Origin of the sequence: Flagellimonas ulvae (assembly GCF_049333175.1) — a bacterium.
In the GTDB taxonomy this organism is placed as follows: domain Bacteria; phylum Bacteroidota; class Bacteroidia; order Flavobacteriales; family Flavobacteriaceae; genus Flagellimonas.
Genome location: NZ_CP186325.1, coordinates 4,100,697 through 4,126,558, shown reverse-complemented (window position 1 = coordinate 4,126,558; position 25,862 = coordinate 4,100,697). Strand labels below are relative to the sequence as shown.

The following is a 25,862-nucleotide window of genomic DNA, read 5'->3' as shown; positions in this document are numbered from 1 at the left end:
AGATAGCTTTATTTAATACCACCAAACTATTTTCAAAAAAAAATCAAAAAAAATACAAATAATTGATTATCAGATTTTTAAATACAAATATTCTGTAACTTAAATTCAAAAAACTTTTAGTTAATCTCCAATAACATCCATAAACTTTTGATTCGTAGTTCAATAGATAGTTTCTCAGTTATTCATCAAAATATAATACTGTTGTATCACTAAATACAAGATACTATCTTTGCGCCCCACAAACAGAAGGTGAAAATGATACAAATAACGTTGCCAGATGGAGCAATCAAAGAGGTTTCCAAAGGAACTAGTCCAATGGATGTTGCCAAAAGTATTAGTGAGGGCTTGGCCAGAAATGTCATTTCAGCCAAGTTCAATGATGATATTATTGAAACATCAACCCCTTTAACCACCAATGGCACTTTAACATTATATACTTGGAAAGATTATGAGGGCAAGACTGCGTTCTGGCATTCATCTTCTCATATTTTGGCACAAGCTATAGAAGAATTGTATCCTGGAGTGAAGTTGACCATTGGACCTGCTATAGAAAATGGCTTCTATTATGATGTGGATTTTGGCGAGCATTCTTTTTCTGAAAAGGACTTCCCGCAAATCGAGAAAAGAGCTCTTGAAATAGCTCGAGGAAAGCATGATTTCAAAATGAGGGAGGTTTCTAAAAGTGATGCATTGCATTTTTACAAGGAAAGAAACAACTCATATAAGGTAGAGTTGATTGAAAATTTGGACGACGGCACCATAACCTTTTGTGATCATAGTACATTCACTGACTTATGTAGAGGAGGTCATATTCCGAATACAGGAATTATTAAAGCATTTAAAGTTCTGAGTACTGCAGGAGCTTATTGGCGTGGAGATGAAAACAACAAACAGTTAACTCGCGTTTATGGTATTTCCTTTCCTAAGCAAAAGGAGCTTACCGAATATCTCGAGCTCTTGGAAGAAGCAAAAAAAAGAGATCATAGAAAGCTCGGCAAGGAATTGGGACTTTTCACCTTCTCCCAAAAGGTAGGACAAGGTCTCCCTTTATGGTTGCCAAATGGTGCAGCTCTAAGAGAAAGATTAGAGCAGTTTTTGAAAAAGGCACAAAAAAAAGCAGGATATGAGATGGTTGTTTCTCCTCATATTGGCCAGAAAGAACTTTATGTTACATCTGGTCATTATGCCAAATACGGAGAGGATAGTTTTCAACCTATTCACACGCCAAAGGAAGAGGAAGAATTCCTTTTGAAACCGATGAATTGTCCTCATCATTGCGAAATCTATAATAGTTTTCATTTTAGCTACAAGGATTTACCAAAGCGATATGCTGAATTTGGAACTGTATATCGATACGAACAAAGCGGCGAATTACATGGGCTAACTAGAGTTCGTGGTTTCACTCAGGATGACGCCCATATTTTCTGCACACCAGACCAGCTCAATGAAGAGTTTAAAAACGTCATCGACCTGTCGCTATATGTTTTGAGGTCTCTAGGTTTTAATAACTTCACTGCCCAAGTCTCTGTTCGGGACTTAGACAATCCAGATAAATATATTGGAGATGTTGAAAACTGGGACAAGGCGGAAAATGCAATCATAAATGCAGCTAAAGAAAAGGGATTGGATTTTGTTGTAGAATCAGGAGAAGCTGCTTTCTATGGACCTAAATTGGATTTTATGGTCAAAGATGCTTTGGGAAGAAGCTGGCAGTTGGGTACCATACAGGTGGACTATAATTTACCAGAACGCTTTGATCTTACCTATAAAGGAAGTGATAATGAGCTACATAGACCCATTATGATTCACAGGGCTCCCTTTGGAAGTTTGGAACGTTTTGTGGCTATCCTATTAGAGCATACCGGCGGAAACTTCCCTTTATGGTTGATTCCAAACCAAGCTATGGTATTGCCTGTCAGTGAGAAACATGAAAAATATGCTGAAAAAGTTTTAAATTCTTTAGAAAATAACGAAATTCGCGCGCTCATTGATAATAGGAACGAGACTGTTGGAAAGAAGATTCGTGAAGCAGAATTAAAAAAAGTTCCTTTTATGTTGATAGTGGGCGAACAGGAAGAAAGCTCCAATACCATATCTGTAAGAAGGCATGGAGGAGAAGACTTGGGAAGTATAAGTGTTGAAGCATTTGAAGACTTGGTGACTACTGAAATAAATAGTACCTTAAAGTCGTTCTAAGAAATTTAAGTTTAATTAAAAAGTATACGTCATAGCAATACGAAGAAGATCTAGACCCCAACCAAGGAGGGAAAACAAGAACCCTCACAATATCAATGAAAAAATCACTGCCCCACAGGTAAGATTGGTAGGGGACAACGTGGAAATGGGTGTTTACCCAACAGCTAAGGCTTTGGCCAAAGCGCAAGAACTGGAGTTGGACTTAGTTGAAATTTCACCTAAGGCAGCGCCTCCGGTTTGTAAAATCATGGATTACAAAAAGTTTCTTTATGAACAAAAGAAACGAGACAAGGCACTGAAAGCCAAAGCGACCAAAGTTATCGTGAAGGAAATTAGATTTGGGCCTCAAACAGATGACCATGATTACGAGTTTAAGAAAAGGCATGCTGAAAAGTTTTTGAAGGATGGAGCCAAATTAAAGGCCTATGTGTTTTTTAAAGGTCGTTCCATTGTTTACAAAGACCAAGGCGAAATTCTTTTGCTCCGATTGGCCCAAGAGCTGGAAGAGCTTGGCAAGGTAGAGCAAATGCCAAAACTAGAGGGAAAGCGTATGACCATGTTCATAGCCCCCAAAGCAAAAAAGTAAATATCCGAACTAAGGTTCAGCATATATAAAGCGGGACATCGAGCAATACTCGATGTTAAATTATAAAAAGGAGAAAATGCCTAAGATGAAAACAAAATCCAGTGCTAAAAAGCGGTTTAAGCTTACAGGTACTGGTAAAATCAAAAGAAAGCACGCTTTTAAAAGTCATATTTTGACTAAAAAATCTAAAAAGCGTAAGCTCAAATTGACCCACTCTACATTGGTACATGAGTCGGATGTCAATAGCATTAAAGAACAATTACGTTTAAAATAATTGTTGAGTCGGTACATTAATTATTAACCATGGAGTCGGGCCATCAAAGTTCCTTAAATAGGGCGCCTGCTACAAAAAAATGAAACATTATGCCAAGATCAGTTAATTCAGTTGCTTCAAGATCTAGAAGAAAAAAAGTAATGAAGCAAGCAAAAGGTTACTTTGGAAGACGTAAGAACGTTTGGACAGTAGCCAAAAATGCGGTAGAAAAAGCAATGCTTTATGCTTACCGTGACAGAAGAAACAAAAAAAGAACTTTCCGCGCCCTTTGGATAACCCGTATCAATGCAGGAGCAAGATTGCATGGTATGTCATATTCCCAATTTATGGGCAAGGTAAAAGCTCAAGGAATTGAGCTTAACAGAAAAGTGCTTGCAGATTTGGCCATGAACCATCCTGATGCGTTCAAAGCCATCGTCGAAAAAGTAAAATAAAAACTATTTTCCCGCTTAAAAATCCCGCTCATATGAGCGGGATTTTTTGTTTAAGAGCCATGGGCCGTCAACACAAGATTTCTTCCACTTGCATTATCCCTATGTTCACATACATATATTCCCTGCCAAATACCTAAGTTCATACTTCCCCTTGTAATCGGAATCTGGACGGAACTCCCCAGCAACGAAGCCTTAATGTGAGCTGGCATGTCATCTGGCCCCTCATAGATATGTATATAGTAGGGAGCATTTTCCGGTACCATTTCATTAAAATGGCTTTCAAAATCGATACGCACCGTAGGGTCTGCATTTTCATTAATGGTTAAAGAGGCAGATGTGTGCTTGATGAACACATTCAAAAACCCTTTTTCAATATGCGCAATTTCAGGAATTGCCTGCTTTATTATTTCAGTGATTAGATGAAACCCTCTTCGCTTAGGTTTTAACTGTATTTCCGTCTGATAGTATTTCATACTGGGAAATTAATACAAACTTTACATCATTGAAGAAACAACAGCTACCTTTACAGTTTTAAAATTCTTCTATGGATTTATCGAGAATAAAAATGGTCGTGTCAGATATGGACGGGACCCTGTTAAATTCGAAGCATGAAGTCAGTTCTCTTTTTTTGGAGCAATTTCAAGAACTAAAAAAACGAAACATACAATTTGTTGCGGCTAGTGGTCGTCAATATCATAGCATGGCTGAGAAACTCCATGCAATCAAGAATGATATTATTTTTATTTCTGAAAATGGGGCTTTTGTAAAACAAAGGGAGGAAGAATTATCCGTAACCCCAATAAATCAAAGCTTGGCCCAAGAGCTTTTGGAAATCGTTGATTCGATTGATGGAGCTTATGCCATGTTATGTGGAAAGTATACATCCTATTTTGATGGTAGATCTATGTCTTTCCTAGAGCAGCTTAAAGAATACTATTCCCATTATGAAGTTGTAGATGACTATGCAACAGTAACCGATGAGATTGTAAAAATTGCGGTCTACCATGGCGTAAGTGCAGAGGAATACATCTACCCAAAAACAAAACACCTTGATGAGCAGGTCAAAGTCAAGGTATCCGGACAAAATTGGGTAGATTTAAACCATATTGAGGCCCATAAAGGAAATGCCTTGCAAAAGGTTATGGATAATTTTGGAATACGCTCTAATGAGGTTTTGATTTTTGGAGATTACAATAATGATTTGGAAATGTTATCCTTGGCGGAGTATAGTTTTGCCATGGCCAATGCCCATCCCAATGTGAAAAAAGTAGCCAATTTTGAGACTTTAAGCAATAATGAATTTGGAGTAGAGAGAATTCTAGAAAAGCTCTTATGAAGGATATTGACTTTCTTATTAAAAAATTCAATCTACAACCTCATCTTGAAGGTGGTTATTTCAAGGAAACATACAGAAGCGTTGGGGCCATTGAAGAGAATTCATTGCCAACCATTTATAATGGAAAGCGGAACTACTCGACTTGTATCTATTTTTTGCTTACCTCAGATACCTTTTCGGCCTTTCATAAAATAAAGCAAGACGAGATTTGGCATTTTTACGCCGGGTCACCATTAAAACTTTTCATGATTTCCGATGAGGGTGATTATTCGGAAAAGATCATTGGAGCCGATTTTAAATCTGGTCAATTCCCTCAATTTGTTGTCCCTGGCGGATACTGGTTCGGCGCCAAAACCTTGGAATCTGACAGTTATTCTTTTGTGGGCTGCACGGTGTCCCCAGGATTTGATTTTGAAGATTTGTCCTTCCCAGTCAAGCAGAACTTTTGGAAAAGTTCCCACAGCATGAAGCAATAATTAAAGGACTCACACGCTCTTAAGTTATTCTTTCCTATGTAATTACATTGCTAATCAGTGAGTTTACAACAATTTATTGCACCTCTAAGACTCTACTTTTAGCTTTATACCAAACGCGCTAAAGTATGCTCCAATTTCTAACCCTCAAACTAGTAGGGCAAAATGTGTTGGTTTCTCTATTCTTTTTACTTCTGGGAGGATTGGCATTTTCTTGGAGTCAAGCTCCTTCCGCAGGTGATTTGGTTAAAGTACACAAAGCCAATCAAACGGAGATCAATAGCATTTCAAACGCTGAAGATGGTATGCTCATTTATAATGAGGATACAAAAGAAATCAATTTCTTTGAAGGTTCCAGCTGGGTAGCACCCTCTAATGAAAGCAAAACTGTAGTTCTTAATAGAGCCAGCAACGGAAACAATAATCTTATCGTAAACAGCACCAACACCTATTACGATTTTCCGGTCAACGCTACAAATGAACTTAGCAATACAGGTGGAATTTACCAAACCTTGGGCAATGGCAGAATACGAGTAACTGAAACTGGCACCTATTTTATGAGTGCGGCCTTTTCGGTACGCGATATGCCATCAGGGGATACCAAATATATCATCGGGCTTTTCATAAATGGAACTTTGCGCGGTTATCTTACCAGAGGATTTGCTTCTCTCCCCAATCAAGATTGGTGGGGCACTTCTGGAACTATAATCTATCCCTTACAAGCCAATGATGAAGTTCGATTTAGATATGTGATTAACAACAACGGTAACGCCTTGGATGCTGTTTTTGTGAATATTGGGATAACACAGCTTTGAATATCCCATTCCATTAGGTTTTCTGCCTCCATTCTAAATCTGTAAACATTATTTACCGACCTAATAGAGGGCTTGAACAATCACTAAACTCTAAAAGAAAAGCGTTCGGATTCCAAAATTAGTATTCCCTTAACAGGTGCGACTTTCTCATTTGGTTAATTTGAAGAATAAAATCATCAATCATGAAACGTATTTATTTTCTTTTGTTTGTACTTCTTTCCCTTGGTATATCTGCTCAGCACAGCCCAATAGAAACACCAGAAAAACTTCACCTTGAAAGTTTTGGGTATCCAGTTAGTTCTTTTAATGAACAACATGCCATGTTTCAACTAAATTATGAGGTTTCTGATAAGTTCCATACGGAACTACAAACATTTTATGATACGTATCTTACGAATAATAGAACAAGGGTAGCTTTAAGAATCAAAAAGTTTTTTGGTTCTAAGCTTTACGTTTTTTCAGGGTCGGAAATAGAATTTTCCCAGGATAAAATTGGTGGTCCAAGTTGTCAAAAACCGCGCGTTAGTGTTGGTAGTGGAGCAGGATATCAAATCAATGAAAAAATTAGTTTGGAGGCAGGTATAAATTTTGCCATCAACGGAGGTACACTAGGGGCTTTCGGAGAGCCCGCTTTCGCCATGCCGGTGATGAGCGCATTTTCAAGTAGAATACGGTTTTAAAAAAGGTCGAAATTTTAAGTTTTCTGCTTCTTTTTCCTAGCTGCAGGGAAAAGAACATTGTTTAAAATAAGCCGATACCCTGGGGAGTTAGGATGTAACTCCAGTTCTGTTTTGGGGTCTCCTACCCTGTGTTGGTAATCTTCAGTGATCATGCCCGCCATAAAATGTAAAAAAGCCCTTTCCCTTGATTCCATGAATATATCGAGCTTCACTATTGATTTTGTTCTCTCCCAACACCATCACAGTAGACTTTATCTGATTCTCTGGTGAATGCTGTGGTCTGCCCCATAAAACCCTTAACCAAGCTTGTATGATTTTGGGTAAGCATAGTAGGGACTGGGTCCCATTTTGCAGAAAACTGCATTAAAGAGAAATAATCAGACTCTCTCGGTACATTTCTGCGCTTGTTGGTCATATCAATGGATGAAAACTCATATCGCAATGGGTTTCGTTCCAAAATGAAGTTTGAAAAGGCAAAGGTATTTTTAAAGTCAAGCTTGCTTTGATAATTGGCATCGGAAGGATCCTCCGTCAAACATAGCTTCGCAGATATCTGTATCTTCTGCCGCTAAGGCAATATCAAAACTATCCGTAGCGGAGCACATCGCAAACATAAACCCTCCTCCAATAACATAATTACGGATTTTGAGAGCCACCGCCTTTTTTTGTTCAGAAACTTTGGAAAAACCAAGCTTACTGGCCAATGCTTCTGCTTCTTTTTTGGCTTCAATGTACCACGGTGCGGCTCTGTAAGCTCCGTAAAACTTCCCATATTGACCCGTAAAGTCTTCATGATGTAAATGCAACCAATCATACAAGGCCAATTTATCATCTAAAACTTCTTCATCATAAATGGTTACATAGGGAATTTCTGCATAGGTAAGTACCATGGTAACGGCATCGTCCCATGGCTGATTTCCTTTAGGTGTATATACTGCTATCTTAGGTGCTTTCTCCAATATTACGGCTTCTTGATTTTGGGATGGACTACTGATATCATCAAGTATTTCTTCTGCTTTTGCATCTGATAGAACTTCAAAAGAAACCCCTCTAATCTGACACTCTTTTCGGATGGCTTCGCCATCAGGCAACAAAAAAGACCCGCCGCGATAATTGAGAAGCCATTGTACCTTTTGTTGTTTGTTCAATACCCAATAGGTTATTCCGTAGGCTTTTAAATGATTTTCCTGCCCATCGGCATCCATTGGAATGAGAATTACCGAAGCTTTTACAAAAAAAACAAAGAAGAAAAATAAAAGGCTTAGATTTTGCACTTTCGCTTGAAACGAGAGTGTGGTTCTTTTAAAAAGGTATATCATTATCATCCGGGTCATCATCGCTGTTCATCGCACTACCAAATGCCTCATCTGCATTTGGTAAATTTGGCGTTGCAAATGGATTCTCACCGTCCGAATTCATCTTGGATTGGAACTCAAAAGGGGAATCAAAGTCATCCAAGTTATCAAATTTACCTAAGGCACCCACAAATTTTAACCTAATATTATCCAATCCACCGTTACGATGTTTGGCTACGATAAACTCGGCCTGACCCTGAGTAGGTGTTCTTTCTTCATCATCCCACTCATCAATTTTGTAGTATTCAGGTCGATATATGAAGGAAACAATATCCGCATCCTGCTCAATAGCTCCAGATTCCCTAAGGTCAGAAAGGATTGGGCGTTTGCTCCCTCCCCTAGTCTCTACCGCACGGGATAATTGGGACAACGCTATTACTGGGACGTTTAATTCCTTGGCCAACGCTTTTAAATTTCTGGAGATGGTAGAAATCTCCTGCTCTCGGTTACCACCTTTTTGACTTCCGCCCGCGGTCATCAATTGTAGATAATCAATTATTATCAACTTTATACCATGCTGAGATGCCAATCTTCTCGCTTTGGCCCTAAGGTCAAAAATGGATAGTGAAGGAGTGTCGTCAATAAATAAAGGAGCCTTTTCCAAAGCCTTAACCTTTATATTCAATTGTTCCCACTCATGACTTTCTAGTCTACCCGTACGTAATTTCTCCGAAGAAAGTCCTGTTTCTGAAGATATAAGCCTTGTAATCAACTGTACAGAAGACATTTCCAAAGAAAAGAATGCTACGGGAATATCTGAATTCACCGCAATATTTCTGGCCATGGAAAGTGTCAAGGCTGTTTTACCCATACCCGGTCTAGCTGCAACGATGATTAAATCACTTGGTTGCCATCCGGAGGTAAGTCTATCCAATTTATCAAATCCAGAGGGTATTCCACTAGTTCCTTCTTTATTGGAAATCTCCTCAATTTTCTTTTTGGCCTGAATGACCAAATCCAAGGCAGTTTCTGCAGATCGTTTCAGATTACCTTGGGTCACCTCGTACAATTTTGCCTCTGCACTATCCAATAAGTCAAACACATCAGTAGACTCATTATACGCATCTTCGATAATTTCGTTGGAAATTTTGATAAGGCTACGCTGAATATATTTTTGGAGAATGATACGGGCGTGAAACTCAATGTGTGCTGAGGAAGCCACTTTTTGAGTAAGTTTTATTAGATAAAAATCACCGCCGATAGCTTCCAGCTTCCCATCTTTCTTTAATTGGGCTGAAACGGTTAATAAATCTACAGGTTCTGAAGATTCAAACAGTTTGAAGATGGCTTCATAGACGTATTTGTGGGCATCCTTGTAAAATACGTCAGGGTGAAGAATATCAATTACCTCATCTACACCCTTTTTGTCAATCATCATTGCACCCAATACAACTTCCTCTAAATCAACAGCTTGAGGCGGTATTTTGCCACGCTCCAAGTTTATCAGGGTTGATTTATCAACTCTATGACCAATAATAGGGTTAGGTTTCTCCATGAGTGCGAATGTAGCTAATTAACCTTTACTTAACCTTGGTTTTTAAACCTGCCCTTTCCACAGGTCATTAACAAATCGGTTGTTGATAAGTTAGCTTTAAATGTTGATATCCCATAAAATCTTTAAAAGAAATATAGAGAAATATAAAGCGAGCTCTAGATACAGGGAATTAATCGTTAAACACACCCATAGAAGCGTACTTTTCCATTCGAGTTTTCACCAATTCTTTTGGTGATAACTTTTTAAGTGCTTCAAAATGGGTTGAAATTTTATTCCTAACCGTGTCGAAAGTTTTTTCTCTATTGGTATGGGCACCTCCTAAAGGTTCCTTTACAATCTCGTCCACAAGCTTTAGTTTTTTCATATCCGTAGCTGTAAGCTTAAGCGCCTCAGCAGCTTGTTCCTTATATTCCCAACTTCTCCAAAGTATGGAAGAACAAGATTCAGGAGAAATTACGGAATACCAGGTATTTTCCAACATTAAGACCTTATCGCCAACGCCTATGCCCAAGGCTCCACCTGAAGCTCCTTCGCCAATAATCACAACAATAATCGGCACTTTCAATCGGGTCATCTCCAAAATATTTCTGGCAATGGCCTCTCCTTGTCCACGCTCCTCTGCCTCAATTCCCGGATATGCCCCTGGAGTATCTATAAAACAAACCACGGGTATCCCAAACTTTTCTGCAGACTTCATCAACCTAAGGGCCTTTCTATACCCCTCAGGATTTGCCATACCAAAATTTCGATATTGCCTAGTCTTGGTATTGTATCCTTTTTGTTGACCAATGAACATATAACTTTGGTCTCCAATCTTTCCAAGGCCACCAATCATTGCCTTATCATCCTTTACATTTCTATCGCCATGAAGTTCTAGAAAGGTATCCCCGCAAATGGCAGTGATATAATCCATGGTATACGGGCGATTGGGGTGTCTTGACAACTGAACACGTTGCCAAGCCGTCAAATTTTTGTAGATATCTGTTCGGGTTTCTACTAGTTTTTTCTCAATTTGTTGGCAGGTCTCGCTGACATCCACGTCACTTTCTTCACCAATGACCATGCATTTTTGCAATTGGTCTTCCAATTCTTTTATAGGGAGTTCAAAATCTAAATATTCCATTGAAGCTGATATCTAAAATAGTGGAGCAAATATAAAACTTTAGGCAAAACCTCATCTAAACTCGTCGGTCAATTAACGTAATCTTCTTACCCAAAAAGTTGTTATCGTTTGGCTTTCATCAACATATATACAGCAAAAATTCCAAAAATCAAGTTTGGGATAACCACTGCTAACAAAGGGGAAAAGCCTGATTGTTCTGCGAGGGTACCGAAAACCTTATCAAAAAAGATGTAGATAAAAGCTACTCCTATTCCAAAAGCAAGGTTTAATCCCATACCTCCTCTCCGTTTTACGGATGAAACTGCAACTGCGATGATGGTAAGAATAAAAGCAGCTATGGGCAAGGCCCATCTTTTATACTTTACCAAAACATAAGCATTTACGTTTGAAGCCCCTTTTTGTTGTTGGTCCTTAATAAATTCATTTAATTCAAAAAGGTTTTTGGTTTCGGCAACGTAGGAGACCGGGGTCAAATCTTCAATCTTGAAAGTGAAAAGGGTATCCAGGCGCCTTTGTGTTTGTATAAGTTCAACGTCGTTACGCAGTTTTCTTTTAACATAGTTTGTTAATCTATACGTACTGTCCTTTTCAACCCATCGAATGTTGGTAGCAGATATTTTATAGTCCAACTTTTTTATCGAATCAAAATGCTCATACGTGAAGTTGTACCCTATTTTTCGATTCGGGTCAAAGCTGCTTACATAAATGTAGTCGTTCTCGTTGAGTTGGTTAAAAATGTTACTGGTCACCCTATCTTGTCTACCCCGTTTAAAATATTTGTATTCAAACTCGTTGAATCCTATGCTAGCATTGGGAACAATGAACATTCCCATCATAAAAATCAATATGGCTACCAAGGTTGCTCCTATCAAGTAGGGTCTTAAAAACCTTGCATAGGACACACCTGAACTCAAGATTGCCACTATTTCAGTATTACTGGCAAGCTTTGAGGTAAAAAATATAATGGATAAGAACAGAAAGATAGGCAAAAGCAGGTTTCCAATCACCAAAGTGAAGTTCCCATAGAACTGGATAACTTCCATGAGAGGAGCTTCATTATCAATTATCTTTCCAATTTTCTCTGCTAAATTGGCCATAATCCCAATAGGCACAAACAACAATAGCATACCCAAAAAGGTGACCAAATATCGTTTGAGTATGTATCTATCAAGTATGGTGAGCATTATAGCCTTTTATCCATTTGTTGGACCATTGTTGTTTTCCATTCCAGAAAGTCGCCCGCTAAAATACGTTCTCTTGCCGTACGAACCAACCACAGGTAAAAACCTAAGTTATGTATGGTTGCAATTTGCTTTCCCAAAAATTCATTTGCAGCAAAAAGATGTCTAAGGTAGGCTTTGGAATATTCTGTATCCACAAAGGTGATGCCCATTTCATCTACTGGAGAAAAATCAGCTTCCCATTTTTTGTTTTTGATATTTATGGTTCCATGTGCTGTAAAGAGCATTCCGTTTCGCGCATTACGGGTGGGCATTACACAGTCGAACATATCTACACCTAGCGCTATGTTTTCCAAAATGTTTATTGGAGTACCCACACCCATAAGGTATCTGGGCTTATCTTCAGGCAATATATCGCAGACAATCTCTGACATTTCATACATCTCCTCAGCAGGTTCCCCAACCGACAATCCGCCAATTGCATTTCCTTCGGCTTCCACCGAAGCAATATATTCAGCTGATTGTTTTCTCAAATCTTTGTAGGTAGACCCTTGGACTATTGGGAATAAGGTTTGCTCATACCCATATTTGGCCGGAGTATTATTGAAATGGGCAATACACCTATCCAACCATCTATGGGTCATATGCATAGATTTCTTTGCATAATCGTAATCACATGGATAAGGAGTGCATTCATCAAATGCCATGATTATATCCGCGCCAATAGTCCTCTGGATATCCATAGCACTCTCAGGACTAAAAAAGTGCTTGCTGCCATCAATATGGGATTTGAAAGTAACCCCTTCTTCTTTTATTTTTCTATTATCAGATAGAGAGTAAACCTGATAGCCGCCACTATCTGTCAGTATGTTTCTATCCCATCCCATAAACTGATGCAATCCACCAGCCTTTTCGAGCACATCCAAGCCAGGACGTAAATACAAGTGATACGTATTACCTAGAATAATATCAGGGTTAATGTCCTCCCTTAATTCTCTTTGGTGGACCGCCTTAACGGAGGCAACAGTGCCCACAGGCATAAATATTGGGGTCTGTATTACACCATGGTCGGTTTCCAAGGTCGCAGCTCTCGCCTTGGTGGCTTTGTCCTTCTTTTCAAGATTAAACTTCAAACCAAATATTTTGGTGGGCAAAGATAGGTATCTCCATTTTGCCAATTCTTAACAAAAAAAGAAACTTTACCCACTATACCGTTCATAAATTAAGTCTCGAGTTCTTGCTTAGGCGGTGGAATGCGGTTACATTTGGAAAAGTTAAAAAATATACCATGCCCAACTACGACGAATTACAGCAGCTAGTTACCCAAGTAAGACGTGACATCCTTCGTATGGTGCACAAGGTAAATTCTGGACACCCTGGAGGTTCCTTGGGATGTACAGAATTCTTTGTGGCGCTTTACAACGAAATTATGGAGTTAAAGGATGGATTTGATATGGATGGAATAGGTGAAGACCTTTTCTTTTTATCCAACGGCCATATTTCTCCGGTTTTTTACAGTGTTCTAGCAAGAAAAGGATACTTTCCCATTGATGAATTAAATACTTTCAGACTCATTGATTCCCGACTTCAAGGGCATCCTACTACGCATGAAGGGCTCCCAGGGGTTCGAGTTGCTTCAGGTTCCTTAGGTCAAGGAATGTCCGTGGCCATAGGGGCTGCCTTGGCAAAGAAAATTAATGGTGACGAGCATCTGGTTTTTAGTCTTCATGGGGATGGCGAACTTCAAGAAGGCCAAAACTGGGAGGCTATTATGTATGCAGCGGGCAATAAGGTTGATAATTTGATTTCTACCATAGACCGAAATGGTCAGCAAATTGATGGTGCTACGGAAGATGTACTTCCCTTGGGCGATGTAGCAGAAAAATTCCGGGTATTCGGTTGGGACGTTTTAGAAATTGAAAATGGTAATGACTTAGAGCAAGTAATCAACGGATTGAACGAAGCAAAATCCAGAACCGGCAAGGGAAAACCAGTATGCATTGTCATGACCACAGAGATGGGTAATGGCGTAGATTTCATGATGCACACCCACGCATGGCATGGTAAAGCACCTAGTGACGAGCAATTGGAAACAGCATTGGCCCAAAACCCTGAAACTTTAGGGGATTATTAAAAACCATACATGAAAAGAGGATTGCTTATTCTTCTATTGCTATCACTACCTTTAAGTAGTTTTTCTCAGGATATCAATTTTGAAATTGATTTCTCTGCTGTGTATTGGGCTCCTAAATCCAATGATACCATAAAAGTAAGTATTGGCAACAAGGGAAGGTATATTTTCACCGACTCAAAACAGGTAGCCAAGTCTTTTGGTAGCATTACTCGAAGATTTCAGCCAGCGGGAGCAAAAGAAGACGCAGATTTGAAGCTTCTATTTGATTTAAAAACCATTTTTATGTTGATGGAGGTCAAAATTGGTCAAAACACCGTATTGGCCAATGTTGATTTAAACCAGTTCATGGAAAAGGGGAAATCAATTGATAGTGCTACCGTAAGAAATTTGAATGCTACGCCTACAGCATTGAAGGTTGAAAATAACGGCAAAAAATACAAGCTTTATGGAGTAGCTCCTGATAATAAGCCAGATGATTTAATCTATATGGCCTTTGATGAAAGGTATCCAGTAGATTATGGCACCTATTTTTCTAAGCTAATGTCATCAGCCACCGGTGAGTTGTTCTCTATTAATATTCCCTCTGGAATACTTGTTCACGTAGAGGATAGCAAAGGGGAAATAATTTTGGAATTACTTTCCATCAAAAAGAAAAAACAGAAAGGTTCTGCCAATATACAGTTGAATATAGAATAGCAAGTACTTATGACAAAATATACAGACCAAGGAAAACAAGATACAAGAAGTGGTTACGGAGCAGGGATGACCGAGTTGGGAAGATCAAATCCTAATGTGGTTTCGCTCTGTGCGGATTTGATAGGTTCTCTAAAAATTGACACTTTTATCAAAGAAAATCCAGAACGCTTTTTTCAGGTAGGCATCGCCGAGGCCAATATGATGGGAATTGCAGCCGGATTAACCATTGGTGGTAAAATTCCATTTGCCTCCACTTTTGCAAATTTTGCCACAGGCAGGGTTTACGACCAAATACGGCAATCCATTGCGTATTCAGGAAAGAATGTGAAAATATGTGCTTCACATGCTGGACTTACCTTGGGAGAGGATGGGGCAACGCATCAGATTCTAGAAGATATTGGTATGATGAAGATGCTTCCAGGCATGACAGTCATAAATCCATGTGATTTTAATCAGACCAAAGCGGCAACAATGGCTATTGCTGAGTATCAAGGTCCGGTCTATCTCCGTTTCGGAAGACCGAAGGTTGCCAACTTTACACCAGTAGATCAAACCTTTGAAATTGGAAAAGCCTTGATGCTCAATGAAGGTTCCGATGTTACAATAATTGCGACAGGACACTTGGTTTGGCAATCTTTGATAGCCGCTGAAAATTTGGAAAACCAAGGAATTTCTGCAGAAGTCATTAATATCCATACCATTAAACCTTTAGATGATGAAGCCATTCTTAAATCCGTAAGAAAAACGGGGTGCGTGGTGACGGCAGAGGAACACAATTATTTAGGAGGCCTTGGTGAAAGCGTTTCCCGGGTTTTGGCCTTGCATTATCCAACACCTCAGGAGTTTGTGGCGACACAGGATACCTTTGGGGAAAGTGGAACTCCCGATCAGTTAATGGAAAAATACGGATTGAACAATAAAGCTATTGAAGAAGCCGTTGTAAGGGTATTGAAACGGAAGTAGATTTGGCAACATTTTTGTTTCGTTTCAATTTATCTAAACGAAACACTTATGAAACAAACACTTCTAATTGGTGCCATTTTTATGGCATGCACTTTCACATTTGCACAAACAGGAACGGGATTTGGTATTAAAGCCGGACTCAGCTACAACGAAAATGGTGATTTAATCAGTTCGGTAGGCGATGCGGGACAGAATATCATTGATGGAGCCGAAGGAAAGGCAGGATTTCACTTTGGCTTTTGGGGAAAACTAGATTTTCCTAAACTTTACATTAGACCTGAACTGGTATTTACCCGAACCCAGAGTTCATATACCTTGGACGGTTCTTCTACAGATTACAGCTTATCAAAATTGGATTTACCGGTGTTGCTGGGATATAAAATCATTGGTCCCTTGCATATTTTTGCTGGTCCAGCATTTCAGTATACCTTAAGTAATGATTTGGATGGAGTAAATATTCAAGACGTAGAGAATGATTTTACACTTGGGCTAAACATTGGAGCTGGAGTAAATTTGGGTAGACTTGGATTGGATGTTCGATACGAACGTGGTTTTTCTGAAAATGAAGCAGAATTTATATCCGATAACATAACCAATATTCAAGGTAGAGTGGATTCTAGGCCTGCACAAGTCATTTTTAGCCTTTCGTACAAGCTTAGTCAAGGCAGAAGACCCTAAGGAAAATCAAAAAGGAAAAGCCCGGATTTTATTCGGGCCTTCTTTCTACGTTCGGATCTAAATAATCCGGAATATTATCTCCATTAGAATCTGGAAACGGTATAATTATATTACCCTGAGCATCACTAATTTCCTCCCGAGTTGACACACCATCCCCATCATCATCCGCATCTTGAAAATTAGCGAATGGAACAAATTCTGAATCTATATCAGTATTATCATTGTATAAATAGCCATCACCATCCAAGTCTTCTTGGATTGAAGGAATACCATCACCGTCATGGTCCGTATTATTCAAGGTAAACAAGTCTATTGTAAAGATTAGTGGGCTATATTGAGGAATTCCAGGATTTAATCGATTAAAACTACCCAGTCCTGAAGGAAAAATAATCATTCCTACCCCAAAATTTTCAACAGTGACAGTACCATCTCCATTTTCTACGATATTCTCTCCTCTCTGGATGAAGGGCATACCTTCCGTAAACCCCCTGAATCCTTGAGTAAGATCTTGCAGTCTGGCCAAATCAAACCATATGGGGTTATTTAAGGCACTATCAAAAACACTTCCATCCAACAATTTACCTTCATAACGGACAAATACGGAATCCGCTACGGTAGGGAAACACTCTGGACAGTCACCTGATAGTTTAAGCGCAGCAACTTCGTCATTTGTAGGTCTAGTGGACAGATAATACAGTCTATGGGGAACATCATTCTCTTCTTCCGGTAAAATCAATTCAAAAGAAGATACAGGAATATCAATAAAAGCTACATCTTGACTAAGCGGTCTCCTATCTGCGTTCTCTCCTGCAATCGTATCTATTACTATCCTAAAGTCAAATCCCGGAGGAGGTGAAGCAAATTCTTCATAATTGTAAAAATGCGTTTGTAAAAACTCTTGAATTTCAGCATCATTTTCAGGAGCGACCTCGGCCAATAACCTTGGCGGTTGAATGTCGATGTCTGGTCCATCATCATCACCGCAAGAACTTAAAATAGCAGCAAATATCGAAAGAGCTATAATTCCTTTCTTCATTGAATCCTTTTTAGCCACGCAAGATACAATTTTCCACTATTTTTGATTATCCCATTAACAAAGATTTGAGCCACATATGCGAATTGATAAATTTCTTTGGTGCATTCGATACTACAAAACCCGAAGCATAGCTACAGAAGCTGTAAAAAAAGGACATGTGAGAATAAATGGTGATGCAATAAAACCTTCAAGAGAAGTATACCCGCTTGACAATATCGTTGTTCGAAAAAATCAGATAGATTATAAGTTGTCTGTTTTGGATATTCCAGAAAGTAGAGTTGGAGCCAAGTTGGTGGATTTATACAGAAAGGATATGACCCCCAAAGATGCTTTTGAGCATAACGAACTTCTAAAATTCGCCAAAGACCACTACCGTAAAAAAGGGTTAGGCCGGCCGACAAAAAAAGATAGAAGAGATATTGACGGATATTTAGAAGATTCCGATCAAGAACTTTCTTAATTTTAGATTCAATTTTACCATGATGGAAAATCTAATTTTGAACCACAACCAGATTCAACATAAAATCAAAAGAATTGCTTATCAAATCTACGAAGCCAATGTAGATGAGGATGAAATTATTATTGCCGGTATTGAGGGCGGAGGGTTGAAACTAGCCAATAAAATTGTTACGCTACTCAAAAAAATCACGGAAGCCAAAATATCACTTTGCAAGGTTAAAATGGATAAGAAAAATCCTTTGGAAAGTGGTGTGAACACTTCCATGCCCGAGACAGATTATAGAAATAAATCAATAGTCCTTATAGATGATGTTTTGAACTCTGGAACTACCCTTATTTATGGTGTGCATCACTTTTTGAAAACTCCTATCAAACAATTAAAGACTGCTGTTTTAGTAAATAGAAACCATAAAAAATATCCTGTAAAAGCAGACTACAAAGGTATTTCTCTTTCAACATCACTACATGAGCACGTCCACGTGGAATTTAATCCCAAAAATTATTCCGTACGATTAGATTAGGAATGGTTTTATCTCTTCCACGATTTCTTCAATGCCTTTCTCATCGCATACTACGGCTGCCTCTGCTTGCATATAGAAGTTTCTTCTTTCGAAAAGATGTTTACCAATAAACTCGGGTAAATCTTCATCTTTAATGGTTTTTACCAAGGGTCTTGAGTCTTTTTCCTGACTGATTCTATCAACCAAACTGGGAATGGATAGCTGAAGATATATTGAAATATTACTTTGGGTCAAAATGGTTTGCATGTTGTTGCCATAACAAGGAGTGCCACCACCGGTCGCAAGTACTATGTTGTTTTTACGCTCCAGTGTTTTTTGTAGAACCTCAAATTCTTTTTTCCTGAAGAAAAGTTCACCTTTTTGAGAAAAAATCTGCTGAATTGGAATTCCTACCTCTTCCTCGATGAGATTGTCCAAATCCGCAAAATCCAGATTCATCTCAGTTGCTAAAGCTTTTCCTACTGTGGATTTTCCACTTGCCATGTATCCGACCAAAACTACTTTCATAAGTATCTCTAAAAAGTGTTGCTAACAAAATGACAAATTTATTATTATTTAGATTTGCCTAATAAATTATTGGGCTTATATTTGCACCCGCTTAGAGCAATTATGTAAGCAATAAGACCTGATAGCTCAGTTGGTAGAGCATCTCCCTTTTAAGGAGAGGGTCCTGGGTTCGAGCCCCAGTCAGGTCACAAAAAGTTAAGTCCCCGGCTTAACTTTTTTTATTTAATTTCATCCCAATAAGAGCCCACGTGGTGGAATTGGTAGACACGCTACCTTGAGGGGGTAGTGTCCTTACGGACGTGCTGGTTCGACTCCAGTCGTGGGCACAAAAACCGCATAAATTGCGGTTTTTTTTTTGCTTTCTTTTCAACTCTTAGCCTAAAAATCAAAAGAATAACCAAATTTTAAGACTTCATATTAGGTCAAGCAAAGATTAATTGTAACTTTGTTTAACGTTTATATTGAAAGGATGAACAATGTAAAGAAGTCTTTTAGTATTAGAGATATGGAGAACCTCTCCGGTATCAAGGCCCATACGATTCGCATTTGGGAAAAAAGGTATAATTTATTTTCGCCAGAGCGCACAAGTACAAACATTCGGTATTATAGTCTTCAAAGTCTACAAAAGCTCCTGAATGTCACTCTTCTATATAATAATGGATATAAAATTTCCAAGATAGCCAAGTTGGATGAAACACATATTCCCATCATTGTCAGGGAAATAGTGGCCAACAACAGTGAAAAAAATCATGCGATAAATGCGTTCAAGTTGGCCATGATCAACTTTGATCAAACACTTTTTTTGAATACTTACAGTAGCCTTCTTTCCGAAAGGTCTTTCCGAGATATTTTCAATGAGGTCTTCATTCCTTTGCTGAATGAACTCGGACTTTTATGGCAGACGGACACTATAAGTCCTTCCCATGAGCATTTTATCACCCATTTAATTAAACAAAAAATATATATAAATACAGAGAAGCTGCAATTGGTAGAGCCGATAAAGAAAGATAAGGTATTTGCCTTATTTCTTCCAGAAAATGAGATTCATGAAATTGGTCTGCTCTATCTTAATTATGAAATTACACTTAGGGGCTATAAATCTATTTACTTAGGCCAAACCATGCCAATAGAAAGCTTGGTTGACCTTCTTAAGTACTACGATAACATCCATTTTGTTTCTTATTTCACTGTTTCTCCCACCAAGGACGAACTCGATGCCTATTTCAGTAAATTTTCGAAAACCCTAAACCTTTCAGGTAGCTCCAAATTATGGGTGCTTGGTCATCAAATTCAATATATTTCAGAAAGTAAGTTGCCATCTTCAGTTCAGACGTTCAATTCAATGGAACATTTGATATCAATCTTGTAACAATATTCAATGAAAAAGATTGCTATCATAGGTTCCGGTTTTTCCTCACTTTCAGCTTCGTGCTATCTAGCAAAAGCAGGGTATGATGTGTCCGTTTTTGAAAAAAACGAAACTGTTGGTGGTAGGGCAAGACAGTTGATTAAAGATGGGTTCACCTTTGATATTGGACCTAGTTGGTATTGGATGCCCGATATTTTCGATAAGTTCTTCGCTGACTTTGGAAAAAAAACTTCTGATTACTACCAACTTGACAAGTTAGACCCTGCCTATAAAATTTTTTTTAAAGATGATGTGATTACCATTGGTGATTGCATGGAAAAAATATGCGAAGAATTTGAACGTATTGAAGAGGGAAGCAGTACCCACTTGAAACAGTTTATAGGCAAAGCCCAAAAAAACTACGATATTGCCATCAATAAGGTTGTCCTTAGACCTGGTCTTTCCCCTATTGAATTGGTGACCAAAGAAACTGTACTCCGGGTAGACCAATTCTTCAAAAGCATTAGTCAGGAAGTGCGCAAAAAATTCAAGAACCCAAAACTGATTTCCACGCTAGAGTTCCCTGTTCTTTTTCTTGGAGCAAAACCGAGCAAGACCCCTTCCTTTTATAGTTTTATGAACTTTGCCGATTTTGGATTGGGTACTTGGCATCCCAAAGGGGGAATGTATGAAATCATCAAGGCTATGAAAGCATTAGCCGAAGAACTTGGAGTTAAATTCAACTTGAAAAGTGCCGTCGAAGAGGTAGTCGTAGATGATGGTATTATAAAGGGCATAAAAGCTAACGGTATTATGCACGATTCAGATTATGTTATCAGTGGAGCAGACTACCATCACTCCGAGACCTTATTGGACAAAAAGTACAGACAGTATTCCGAGTCTTATTGGGAAAATAGAACCTATGCCCCTTCTTCCCTACTCTTTTATGTAGGTTTCACAAAAAAAATGGAAAACATAGAACATCACAATTTGTTCTTTGATACCAATTTTGAACGTCATGCAGAAGAAATATATGATGAGCCCCAATGGCCAAGTGAACCCTTATTTTATGTGAATTTTCCTTCTGTGACCGATGCTTCAATGGCTCCAAAAGACCATGAAGCGGGTTTCTTTTTGGTTCCAATAGCACCTGGACTTGAAGATACCGTAGAGCTTAGAGACCAGTATTTTGATATTATCATTGATAGATTTGAAAAACGTACCGGGCAAAATGCTAAAGAACACATACTTTTTAAAGAGAGTTTTTGTGTCAATGATTTTATAGAGCAGTACAATTCATATAAGGGCAATGCCTACGGTATGGCCAATACTTTGAGACAGACTGCATTTTTGAGACCTAACCTGAAAAGTAACAAAGTAAAAAATTTGTATTTTACAGGGCAGCTTACCGTTCCAGGGCCTGGAGTACCTCCATCCTTGATATCCGGAAAACTAGTATCCGACCTCATTCTAAAAAACGCGTAACACCATGAAAACCATTTTCGACAATGTATCGTATACCTGCAGTAAGATTGTGACCCAATCCTATAGCACTTCTTTTGCACTGGCCACGAAAATGTTGGACACCTCCATACGGTCGGACATTTATAATATTTATGGTTTTGTGCGGTTTGCTGACGAAATTGTGGACACCTTCCATGATTTTAATAAAAAAGAGCTTTTTGAGAATTTTGAAAAATCGCTCGAAGATGCCCTTAAAAACAAAATTAGCCTTAACCCTATCCTAAACTCGTTTCAACATACATTCCATACCTACGATATCCCCAAGCATTTAGTGGATTCTTTTATGAAAAGTATGCGGATGGACCTTTCCAAGAAAAAATATACCACCCACGCTGAATACAAGGAATATATTTATGGTTCAGCAGATGTTGTTGGTTTGATGTGCCTTTGTGTTTTTGTGAAAGGGGACAAGGAAAAATATGAAGACTTGAAAGAATCAGCCATGGCTTTGGGCTCCGCTTTTCAAAAAGTAAATTTCTTAAGAGATTTAAAAGCTGATTTTGAACAATTGGAACGCACTTATTTTCCAAACACCAATCTCATGGAATTGGATGAAGCTTCAAAGCGACGAATTGTTGATGAAATCAAGGCTGACTTTGCCTTGGGTTATTCAGGTATAGTCCGACTTCCTGATGAGGCTAAATTTGGAGTTTACACAGCTTATAAATATTACTATAAACTGCTACAAAAACTTCAGGGCACTCCTCCTTTGGAAATAAAAAATACCCGAATTCGTGTTCCAAATTATCAAAAATTCGGACTTTTGGCACAATCATATGTCAACTACAAACTACAGCTCGTTTAAATGAAAATTGCCCTTTGGATTTCTATTTTTTTGGGAACCTTTTGTTTTATGGAATTTATGGCCTGGTTTACCCATAAGTATATCATGCATGGTTTTTTATGGAGTCTTCATAAAGACCATCATAGAAAAGACCATGATTCGTGGTTTGAAAGGAATGATGCTTTTTTCATTTTTTACGCCGTGGTAAGCATGTCTTTTTTAATGATTGCTGACAATACTTCTTTCTGGTACGGTTGGCCTCTAGGTTTTGGCATATTGGCATATGGAATTACCTATTTCTTAGTACATGACATTTTTATTCACCAACGTTTCAAAATCTTTAGAAATGCCAACAATTGGTATGCCCGAGGGGTAAGAAGAGCTCACAAGATGCACCATAAGCATCTGGGGAAACAAGATGGTGAATGCTTCGGGATGCTCTTTGTTCCTTTCAAATATTTTAAAAAATAATGGCCAAAGCCATAGTGATTGGCGCAGGCATTGGTGGTTTGGCTACGGCAATTCGGCTTAAGTCCAAGCACCATGATGTGGAGGTTTTTGAAGCCAACGATTACCCCGGAGGAAAACTACATGCAAAAACTGTTGATGGCTTTCGTTTCGACTTGGGTCCCTCTCTTTTCACCATGCCCCATTTTGTGGACGAGTTGTTCCATTTACATGATAAAGACCCAAAAGACTATTTCAACTACAAACGAAAAAACGTAATCTGTAATTATTTTTGGGATGATGGCAAAAAGTTTTCAGCAAAGGCCAATAAAGAAGTATTTGCACGAGAAGCATCCGAAGTTTTCGAGGAACCTGAGAATACTATTGAAAAGTACCTAGAGAACAGTAAAAAGAAGTATGACTTAACGGCTCCTTTGTTTTTGGAAAAATCATTACATAAAGTAGAAACTTATTTGTCCAAAAACACATTAAAAGCTATTCTTCAATTAGGACAACTAGGAGTCAACTCCACTTTGTACCAAACCAACCAAAAAACTTTTTCCAATCCAAAACTGGTTCAATTGTTCAATAGATATGCAACATATAATGGCTCTTCACCTTATTTGACCCCAGGAATAATGTCCATGATTCCTCATTTGGAAATGGGATTTGGCACTTTTTTTCCTAAAGGTGGTATGCATCAAATTACACTATCGCTATATAAGTTGGCCCATGAAATAGGGGTTAAGTTCAGATTTAATGAAGAAGTAAACGAGATTTTGGTGGAACGCGGGGCTGCCAAAGGAATTCGAACTAAAAAAGATGAGTATGTAGCTGACCTTGTTGTATCCAACATGGATATTTTTCCAACCTTCAGAAAACTTCTCAAAAAGGAAAAACAACCTGAAAAAGTATTGCAACAAGAGCGTTCAAGCTCAGCATTGATTTTTTATTGGGGCATTTCAAAGTCATTTCCTGAATTGGATTTGCATAATATCCTGTTCAGTAATGACTATGAAAACGAATTTAAACACATTTTTGAGAAAAAAGGCCTTCATAATGACCTAACTGTTTACATCAACATAACTAGTAAAGAAGAGCCGAACGACGCTCCAAAAGGACATGAAAACTGGTTTGTTATGATAAATGCTCCAGGAAATCATGGCCAAGATTGGGAAAAACTCAAGCAGGAAAGCAGAAAGAATATTATCAAAAAAATAAATGCTTGTTTAAAAACAGATATTGAAAAACACATTGTATCGGAATTTGTTCTGGACCCAAAAGGCATAGAGACCAGCACAAGCTCCTATAAAGGAGCCTTATATGGCGCAGCAAGCAATTCAAAGTTTGCCGCTTTTTTGAGACATCCCAACTTTAGTAACAACATTAAGGGATTATACTTTTGCGGAGGTTCCGTGCATCCAGGGGGTGGAATTCCCTTGTGTTTGTTGTCAGCTAAAATTGTCAGTGATTTGGTTTCATGACATTCATAAAACAACATAAGACCACTATAGCCGTTGGTATAATCTGGCTCTTTCATATCTCAGGGATTATTGGAATTACCCTTGGTTTTAAGGATTGGTTTTTGACCAAGACCCCTTTGAATCTGTCCATCTGTTTGTTACTCTTTGTTCTTGTGTTTCCCATAAACACTTTAAAAAAAGCTGGTCTATTTCTGTTGTTCTTTGCCATGGGAATGTTCGCCGAATGGCTTGGAGTCAATTATGGTATCTTATTTGGTGATTATAGTTATGGTGAAAACTTTGGCCCAAAGTTGGATGGAGTACCTTGGTTGATTGGATGCTTTTGGGCACTATTGGCATGCATAACTTCTTCAATGGTTTCCAATATCAACTTACCCAACTGGGGAAAGGCAATCTTAGCGGGCGGTTTAATGGTGATTTTAGACTTTTTTATGGAGCAAAATGCCCCAAACTTTGATTTCTGGGAATTTGAAGGGCATGTACCTTTACAAAATTATATCACTTGGTTTGTTTTGGCCTTACTGATGCAACTCCTAATACTTGCTTTCAGATTGGAAGGGAATAGAACCATTTCATTCCATTTATATTTTGCGCAATTAACCTTCTTTGGATATTTTGTTTTGGTCAGTGTCTAATTCTTGCAAGGGATTTTTCCCTCCCCAAATTCCTGATGATTTATACGGTTGAAATCTGGAAAACAATTCTTCTTTGTACCATTTTAGGCTTCTGGTATTCTTGATAGCCCCAACATGGGGTTTGTTTTGATAAGCAAACCTATCCAAGTACTTCTTATCCTTCCACACACTAAAAGTGGCCATTTGTTTAATGGGAACCTCTCCAAAACCTTTGGTATAAATTAAACCATCATTTTCGTATAAATGTCCTTGGGATTTAGGGACATACTTCCAAAAGGTGAACAACAGTCTAGTTTTAATGGTAGCTCGCGTAATTGCAACAATTTTAGGATTTTCCTTATCCAAGGAAATACTCTTTTGAAAAGGGTTGCCACCAGACCATTCCCCTCTACTGATGATGTTTTTTAAATAAAGCGTCCAATTCTCTATTGTATGTTGATTATACTTCACCATCAGGGCCGAGGTTTCTAAAAATGAAGAAGCGCTGTGTTCATCTTCCCAAACCTGTAACAACGCATAAACGCTCCAATCTGGCCTTGGGTCAAAGTTCTCTTTTCCACTACCCCAAAGCTTATAAAATTGTAATCCGCTTACATCTTTTAGATGCCTATGGGCAAATTGCATCATCCCGAAAGCCCAAACCTTATCCCAAAATCCTTTGTACCTAAAAAGTGTTATGGTTGTAATTTGAGACATAG

Annotated in this window: 28 protein-coding genes, 2 tRNA genes and 1 pseudogene; 22 read left to right on the top strand and 9 right to left on the bottom strand. The window is 38.5% G+C overall.

Going from position 1 to position 25,862, the window contains the following annotated elements; all coding sequences use genetic code 11:
• Positions 1 to 255 precede the first annotated feature (255 nt).
• The 4 genes from thrS to rplT all read left to right on the top strand — a co-directional run bounded on the left by thrS (position 256) and on the right by rplT (position 3,490).
• On the top strand, positions 256 to 2,196 hold the full coding sequence (gene thrS, locus ACOKFD_RS19325) for a threonine--tRNA ligase (RefSeq protein ID WP_422859375.1): 1,941 nt from the start codon (positions 256 to 258) through the stop codon (positions 2,194 to 2,196).
• A 37-nt stretch (positions 2,197 to 2,233) separates the two neighbouring features.
• A complete protein-coding gene (gene infC / locus ACOKFD_RS19320) occupies positions 2,234 to 2,782 on the top strand; it encodes a translation initiation factor IF-3 (RefSeq protein WP_299001124.1) in 549 nt (182 codons plus the stop codon).
• A gap of 76 nt (positions 2,783 to 2,858) precedes the next feature.
• Positions 2,859 to 3,056, top strand: a complete 198-nt coding sequence (rpmI, locus tag ACOKFD_RS19315; RefSeq protein WP_046744547.1) for a 50S ribosomal protein L35 — start codon at positions 2,859 to 2,861, stop codon at positions 3,054 to 3,056.
• An 89-nt stretch (positions 3,057 to 3,145) separates the two neighbouring features.
• The gene (gene rplT / locus ACOKFD_RS19310) at positions 3,146 to 3,490 is read left to right on the top strand and encodes a 50S ribosomal protein L20 (RefSeq protein WP_299001118.1); all 345 of its coding nucleotides are present in this window, start codon (positions 3,146 to 3,148) and stop codon (positions 3,488 to 3,490) included.
• Between the two features lie 50 nt (positions 3,491 to 3,540).
• Here the strand turns inward: rplT and ACOKFD_RS19305 are convergent, their stop codons facing one another.
• Positions 3,541 to 3,963, bottom strand: a complete 423-nt coding sequence (locus tag ACOKFD_RS19305; protein ID WP_422859374.1) for a secondary thiamine-phosphate synthase enzyme YjbQ — start codon at positions 3,961 to 3,963, stop codon at positions 3,541 to 3,543.
• Between the two features lie 71 nt (positions 3,964 to 4,034).
• Here ACOKFD_RS19305 and ACOKFD_RS19300 point away from each other — a divergent pair, with 71 nt between their 5' ends.
• The 4 genes from ACOKFD_RS19300 to ACOKFD_RS19285 all read left to right on the top strand — a co-directional run bounded on the left by ACOKFD_RS19300 (position 4,035) and on the right by ACOKFD_RS19285 (position 6,794).
• Positions 4,035 to 4,826 (top strand): HAD family hydrolase, encoded by a 792-nt coding sequence (locus ACOKFD_RS19300; RefSeq protein WP_422859373.1) that lies wholly within the window; start codon positions 4,035 to 4,037, stop codon positions 4,824 to 4,826.
• Positions 4,823 to 5,302 (top strand): cupin domain-containing protein, encoded by a 480-nt coding sequence (locus tag ACOKFD_RS19295; protein WP_422859372.1) that lies wholly within the window; start codon positions 4,823 to 4,825, stop codon positions 5,300 to 5,302. Before ACOKFD_RS19300 ends, ACOKFD_RS19295 begins: the two co-directional genes overlap by 4 nt.
• 125 nt (positions 5,303 to 5,427) lie before the next feature.
• Positions 5,428 to 6,114, top strand: a complete 687-nt coding sequence (locus ACOKFD_RS19290; RefSeq protein ID WP_422859371.1) for a hypothetical protein — start codon at positions 5,428 to 5,430, stop codon at positions 6,112 to 6,114.
• A 182-nt stretch (positions 6,115 to 6,296) separates the two neighbouring features.
• On the top strand, positions 6,297 to 6,794 hold the full coding sequence (locus ACOKFD_RS19285; protein ID WP_422859370.1) for a hypothetical protein: 498 nt from the start codon (positions 6,297 to 6,299) through the stop codon (positions 6,792 to 6,794).
• A gap of 14 nt (positions 6,795 to 6,808) precedes the next feature.
• Here ACOKFD_RS19285 and ACOKFD_RS19280 read toward each other — a convergent pair.
• The 5 genes and pseudogenes from ACOKFD_RS19280 to tgt form a co-directional block, all read right to left on the bottom strand.
• Positions 6,809 to 7,999 (bottom strand): annotated as a pseudogene (locus ACOKFD_RS19280) (asparagine synthetase B).
• A 97-nt stretch (positions 8,000 to 8,096) separates the two neighbouring features.
• Positions 8,097 to 9,644: a replicative DNA helicase gene (gene dnaB / locus ACOKFD_RS19275; RefSeq protein WP_299001101.1), complete on the bottom strand. Its 1,548-nt coding sequence runs from the start codon at positions 9,642 to 9,644 to the stop codon at positions 8,097 to 8,099.
• 169 nt (positions 9,645 to 9,813) lie between these two features.
• Entirely contained in the window at positions 9,814 to 10,767 is a 954-nt protein-coding gene (locus ACOKFD_RS19270; RefSeq protein ID WP_299001098.1) for an acetyl-CoA carboxylase carboxyltransferase subunit alpha, read from the bottom strand.
• 101 nt (positions 10,768 to 10,868) lie between these two features.
• A complete protein-coding gene (locus ACOKFD_RS19265) occupies positions 10,869 to 11,951 on the bottom strand; it encodes an LptF/LptG family permease (protein ID WP_299001096.1) in 1,083 nt (360 codons plus the stop codon).
• On the bottom strand, positions 11,951 to 13,081 hold the full coding sequence (tgt, locus tag ACOKFD_RS19260; RefSeq protein WP_422859369.1) for a tRNA guanosine(34) transglycosylase Tgt: 1,131 nt from the start codon (positions 13,079 to 13,081) through the stop codon (positions 11,951 to 11,953). Before tgt ends, ACOKFD_RS19265 begins: the two co-directional genes overlap by 1 nt.
• Positions 13,082 to 13,236: 155 nt before the next feature.
• Between tgt and ACOKFD_RS19255 the strand changes: the two genes are divergently transcribed.
• Genes ACOKFD_RS19255 through ACOKFD_RS19240 form a run of 4 tightly spaced genes read left to right on the top strand, consistent with a single transcriptional unit; the run spans position 13,237 to position 16,419 of the window.
• A complete protein-coding gene (locus ACOKFD_RS19255) occupies positions 13,237 to 14,082 on the top strand; it encodes a transketolase (protein ID WP_422859368.1) in 846 nt (281 codons plus the stop codon).
• A gap of 9 nt (positions 14,083 to 14,091) precedes the next feature.
• The gene (locus ACOKFD_RS19250) at positions 14,092 to 14,778 is read left to right on the top strand and encodes a hypothetical protein (protein ID WP_422859367.1); all 687 of its coding nucleotides are present in this window, start codon (positions 14,092 to 14,094) and stop codon (positions 14,776 to 14,778) included.
• A gap of 9 nt (positions 14,779 to 14,787) precedes the next feature.
• The gene (locus tag ACOKFD_RS19245; RefSeq protein WP_422859366.1) at positions 14,788 to 15,741 is read left to right on the top strand and encodes a transketolase family protein; all 954 of its coding nucleotides are present in this window, start codon (positions 14,788 to 14,790) and stop codon (positions 15,739 to 15,741) included.
• A 48-nt stretch (positions 15,742 to 15,789) separates the two neighbouring features.
• Entirely contained in the window at positions 15,790 to 16,419 is a 630-nt protein-coding gene (locus ACOKFD_RS19240; RefSeq protein WP_422859365.1) for an outer membrane beta-barrel protein, read from the top strand.
• 28 nt (positions 16,420 to 16,447) lie between these two features.
• On the opposite strand, the gene ACOKFD_RS19235 is transcribed toward ACOKFD_RS19240, so the two are convergent.
• Positions 16,448 to 17,455, bottom strand: a complete 1,008-nt coding sequence (locus tag ACOKFD_RS19235) for an FKBP-type peptidyl-prolyl cis-trans isomerase (protein WP_422859364.1) — start codon at positions 17,453 to 17,455, stop codon at positions 16,448 to 16,450.
• 76 nt (positions 17,456 to 17,531) lie between these two features.
• Here ACOKFD_RS19235 and ACOKFD_RS19230 point away from each other — a divergent pair, with 76 nt between their 5' ends.
• Positions 17,532 to 17,915: an RNA-binding S4 domain-containing protein gene (locus ACOKFD_RS19230; protein ID WP_422859363.1), complete on the top strand. Its 384-nt coding sequence runs from the start codon at positions 17,532 to 17,534 to the stop codon at positions 17,913 to 17,915.
• Positions 17,916 to 17,937: 22 nt separating this feature from the next.
• Positions 17,938 to 18,435 carry a phosphoribosyltransferase family protein gene (locus ACOKFD_RS19225; RefSeq protein WP_299001077.1) on the top strand — a complete coding sequence of 166 codons (498 nt, stop codon included), beginning with the start codon at positions 17,938 to 17,940 and terminating at the stop codon, positions 18,433 to 18,435.
• Here ACOKFD_RS19225 and ACOKFD_RS19220 read toward each other — a convergent pair.
• Positions 18,427 to 18,942, bottom strand: a complete 516-nt coding sequence (locus tag ACOKFD_RS19220; protein WP_422859362.1) for a shikimate kinase — start codon at positions 18,940 to 18,942, stop codon at positions 18,427 to 18,429. The genes ACOKFD_RS19225 and ACOKFD_RS19220 overlap by 9 nt on opposite strands.
• Positions 18,943 to 19,057: 115 nt before the next feature.
• Here ACOKFD_RS19220 and ACOKFD_RS19215 point away from each other — a divergent pair.
• The 8 genes from ACOKFD_RS19215 to ACOKFD_RS19180 all read left to right on the top strand — a co-directional run bounded on the left by ACOKFD_RS19215 (position 19,058) and on the right by ACOKFD_RS19180 (position 25,164).
• Positions 19,058 to 19,130: transfer RNA gene (locus ACOKFD_RS19215), tRNA-Lys, on the top strand.
• Positions 19,131 to 19,184: 54 nt separating this feature from the next.
• A tRNA-Leu gene (locus ACOKFD_RS19210) sits at positions 19,185 to 19,268 on the top strand.
• A gap of 143 nt (positions 19,269 to 19,411) precedes the next feature.
• Positions 19,412 to 20,311 carry a MerR family transcriptional regulator gene (locus ACOKFD_RS19205; RefSeq protein WP_299001074.1) on the top strand — a complete coding sequence of 300 codons (900 nt, stop codon included), beginning with the start codon at positions 19,412 to 19,414 and terminating at the stop codon, positions 20,309 to 20,311.
• 9 nt (positions 20,312 to 20,320) lie between these two features.
• Positions 20,321 to 21,775, top strand: a complete 1,455-nt coding sequence (locus ACOKFD_RS19200) for a phytoene desaturase family protein (protein ID WP_422859361.1) — start codon at positions 20,321 to 20,323, stop codon at positions 21,773 to 21,775.
• Between the two features lie 4 nt (positions 21,776 to 21,779).
• The gene (locus tag ACOKFD_RS19195; protein ID WP_422859360.1) at positions 21,780 to 22,619 is read left to right on the top strand and encodes a phytoene/squalene synthase family protein; all 840 of its coding nucleotides are present in this window, start codon (positions 21,780 to 21,782) and stop codon (positions 22,617 to 22,619) included.
• Positions 22,620 to 23,069, top strand: coding sequence for a beta-carotene hydroxylase (locus ACOKFD_RS19190; RefSeq protein ID WP_422859359.1), 450 nt, complete (start codon positions 22,620 to 22,622; stop codon positions 23,067 to 23,069).
• Positions 23,069 to 24,529, top strand: a complete 1,461-nt coding sequence (gene crtD, locus ACOKFD_RS19185) for a 1-hydroxycarotenoid 3,4-desaturase CrtD (RefSeq protein ID WP_422859358.1) — start codon at positions 23,069 to 23,071, stop codon at positions 24,527 to 24,529. Before ACOKFD_RS19190 ends, crtD begins: the two co-directional genes overlap by 1 nt.
• Positions 24,526 to 25,164 (top strand): carotenoid biosynthesis protein, encoded by a 639-nt coding sequence (locus tag ACOKFD_RS19180; protein ID WP_422859357.1) that lies wholly within the window; start codon positions 24,526 to 24,528, stop codon positions 25,162 to 25,164. Before crtD ends, ACOKFD_RS19180 begins: the two co-directional genes overlap by 4 nt.
• Here the strand turns inward: ACOKFD_RS19180 and ACOKFD_RS19175 are convergent.
• Positions 25,126 to 25,860 carry a DUF3291 domain-containing protein gene (locus ACOKFD_RS19175; protein ID WP_422859356.1) on the bottom strand — a complete coding sequence of 245 codons (735 nt, stop codon included), beginning with the start codon at positions 25,858 to 25,860 and terminating at the stop codon, positions 25,126 to 25,128. The genes ACOKFD_RS19180 and ACOKFD_RS19175 overlap by 39 nt on opposite strands.
• Between the last annotated feature and the right edge of the window lie 2 nt (positions 25,861 to 25,862).

Coding starts and splice junctions, on each gene's coding strand:
- thrS (WP_422859375.1), top strand. CDS start 256: ATGATACAAATAACGTTGCCAGATGGAGCAATCAAAGAGGTTTCCAAA.
- rpmI (WP_046744547.1), top strand. CDS start 2,859: ATGCCTAAGATGAAAACAAAATCCAGTGCTAAAAAGCGGTTTAAGCTT.
- rplT (WP_299001118.1), top strand. CDS start 3,146: ATGCCAAGATCAGTTAATTCAGTTGCTTCAAGATCTAGAAGAAAAAAA.
- ACOKFD_RS19305 (WP_422859374.1), bottom strand. CDS start 3,963: ATGAAATACTATCAGACGGAAATACAGTTAAAACCTAAGCGAAGAGGG.
- ACOKFD_RS19300 (WP_422859373.1), top strand. CDS start 4,035: ATGGATTTATCGAGAATAAAAATGGTCGTGTCAGATATGGACGGGACC.
- ACOKFD_RS19295 (WP_422859372.1), top strand. CDS start 4,823: ATGAAGGATATTGACTTTCTTATTAAAAAATTCAATCTACAACCTCAT.
- ACOKFD_RS19290 (WP_422859371.1), top strand. CDS start 5,428: ATGCTCCAATTTCTAACCCTCAAACTAGTAGGGCAAAATGTGTTGGTT.
- ACOKFD_RS19285 (WP_422859370.1), top strand. CDS start 6,297: ATGAAACGTATTTATTTTCTTTTGTTTGTACTTCTTTCCCTTGGTATA.
- dnaB (WP_299001101.1), bottom strand. CDS start 9,644: ATGGAGAAACCTAACCCTATTATTGGTCATAGAGTTGATAAATCAACC.
- ACOKFD_RS19270 (WP_299001098.1), bottom strand. CDS start 10,767: ATGGAATATTTAGATTTTGAACTCCCTATAAAAGAATTGGAAGACCAA.
- ACOKFD_RS19265 (WP_299001096.1), bottom strand. CDS start 11,951: ATGCTCACCATACTTGATAGATACATACTCAAACGATATTTGGTCACC.
- ACOKFD_RS19255 (WP_422859368.1), top strand. CDS start 13,237: ATGCCCAACTACGACGAATTACAGCAGCTAGTTACCCAAGTAAGACGT.
- ACOKFD_RS19250 (WP_422859367.1), top strand. CDS start 14,092: ATGAAAAGAGGATTGCTTATTCTTCTATTGCTATCACTACCTTTAAGT.
- ACOKFD_RS19245 (WP_422859366.1), top strand. CDS start 14,788: ATGACAAAATATACAGACCAAGGAAAACAAGATACAAGAAGTGGTTAC.
- ACOKFD_RS19240 (WP_422859365.1), top strand. CDS start 15,790: ATGAAACAAACACTTCTAATTGGTGCCATTTTTATGGCATGCACTTTC.
- ACOKFD_RS19235 (WP_422859364.1), bottom strand. CDS start 17,455: ATGAAGAAAGGAATTATAGCTCTTTCGATATTTGCTGCTATTTTAAGT.
- ACOKFD_RS19230 (WP_422859363.1), top strand. CDS start 17,532: ATGCGAATTGATAAATTTCTTTGGTGCATTCGATACTACAAAACCCGA.
- ACOKFD_RS19225 (WP_299001077.1), top strand. CDS start 17,938: ATGGAAAATCTAATTTTGAACCACAACCAGATTCAACATAAAATCAAA.
- ACOKFD_RS19220 (WP_422859362.1), bottom strand. CDS start 18,942: ATGAAAGTAGTTTTGGTCGGATACATGGCAAGTGGAAAATCCACAGTA.
- ACOKFD_RS19205 (WP_299001074.1), top strand. CDS start 19,412: ATGAACAATGTAAAGAAGTCTTTTAGTATTAGAGATATGGAGAACCTC.
- ACOKFD_RS19200 (WP_422859361.1), top strand. CDS start 20,321: ATGAAAAAGATTGCTATCATAGGTTCCGGTTTTTCCTCACTTTCAGCT.
- ACOKFD_RS19195 (WP_422859360.1), top strand. CDS start 21,780: ATGAAAACCATTTTCGACAATGTATCGTATACCTGCAGTAAGATTGTG.
- ACOKFD_RS19190 (WP_422859359.1), top strand. CDS start 22,620: ATGAAAATTGCCCTTTGGATTTCTATTTTTTTGGGAACCTTTTGTTTT.
- crtD (WP_422859358.1), top strand. CDS start 23,069: ATGGCCAAAGCCATAGTGATTGGCGCAGGCATTGGTGGTTTGGCTACG.
- ACOKFD_RS19180 (WP_422859357.1), top strand. CDS start 24,526: ATGACATTCATAAAACAACATAAGACCACTATAGCCGTTGGTATAATC.
- ACOKFD_RS19175 (WP_422859356.1), bottom strand. CDS start 25,860: ATGTCTCAAATTACAACCATAACACTTTTTAGGTACAAAGGATTTTGG.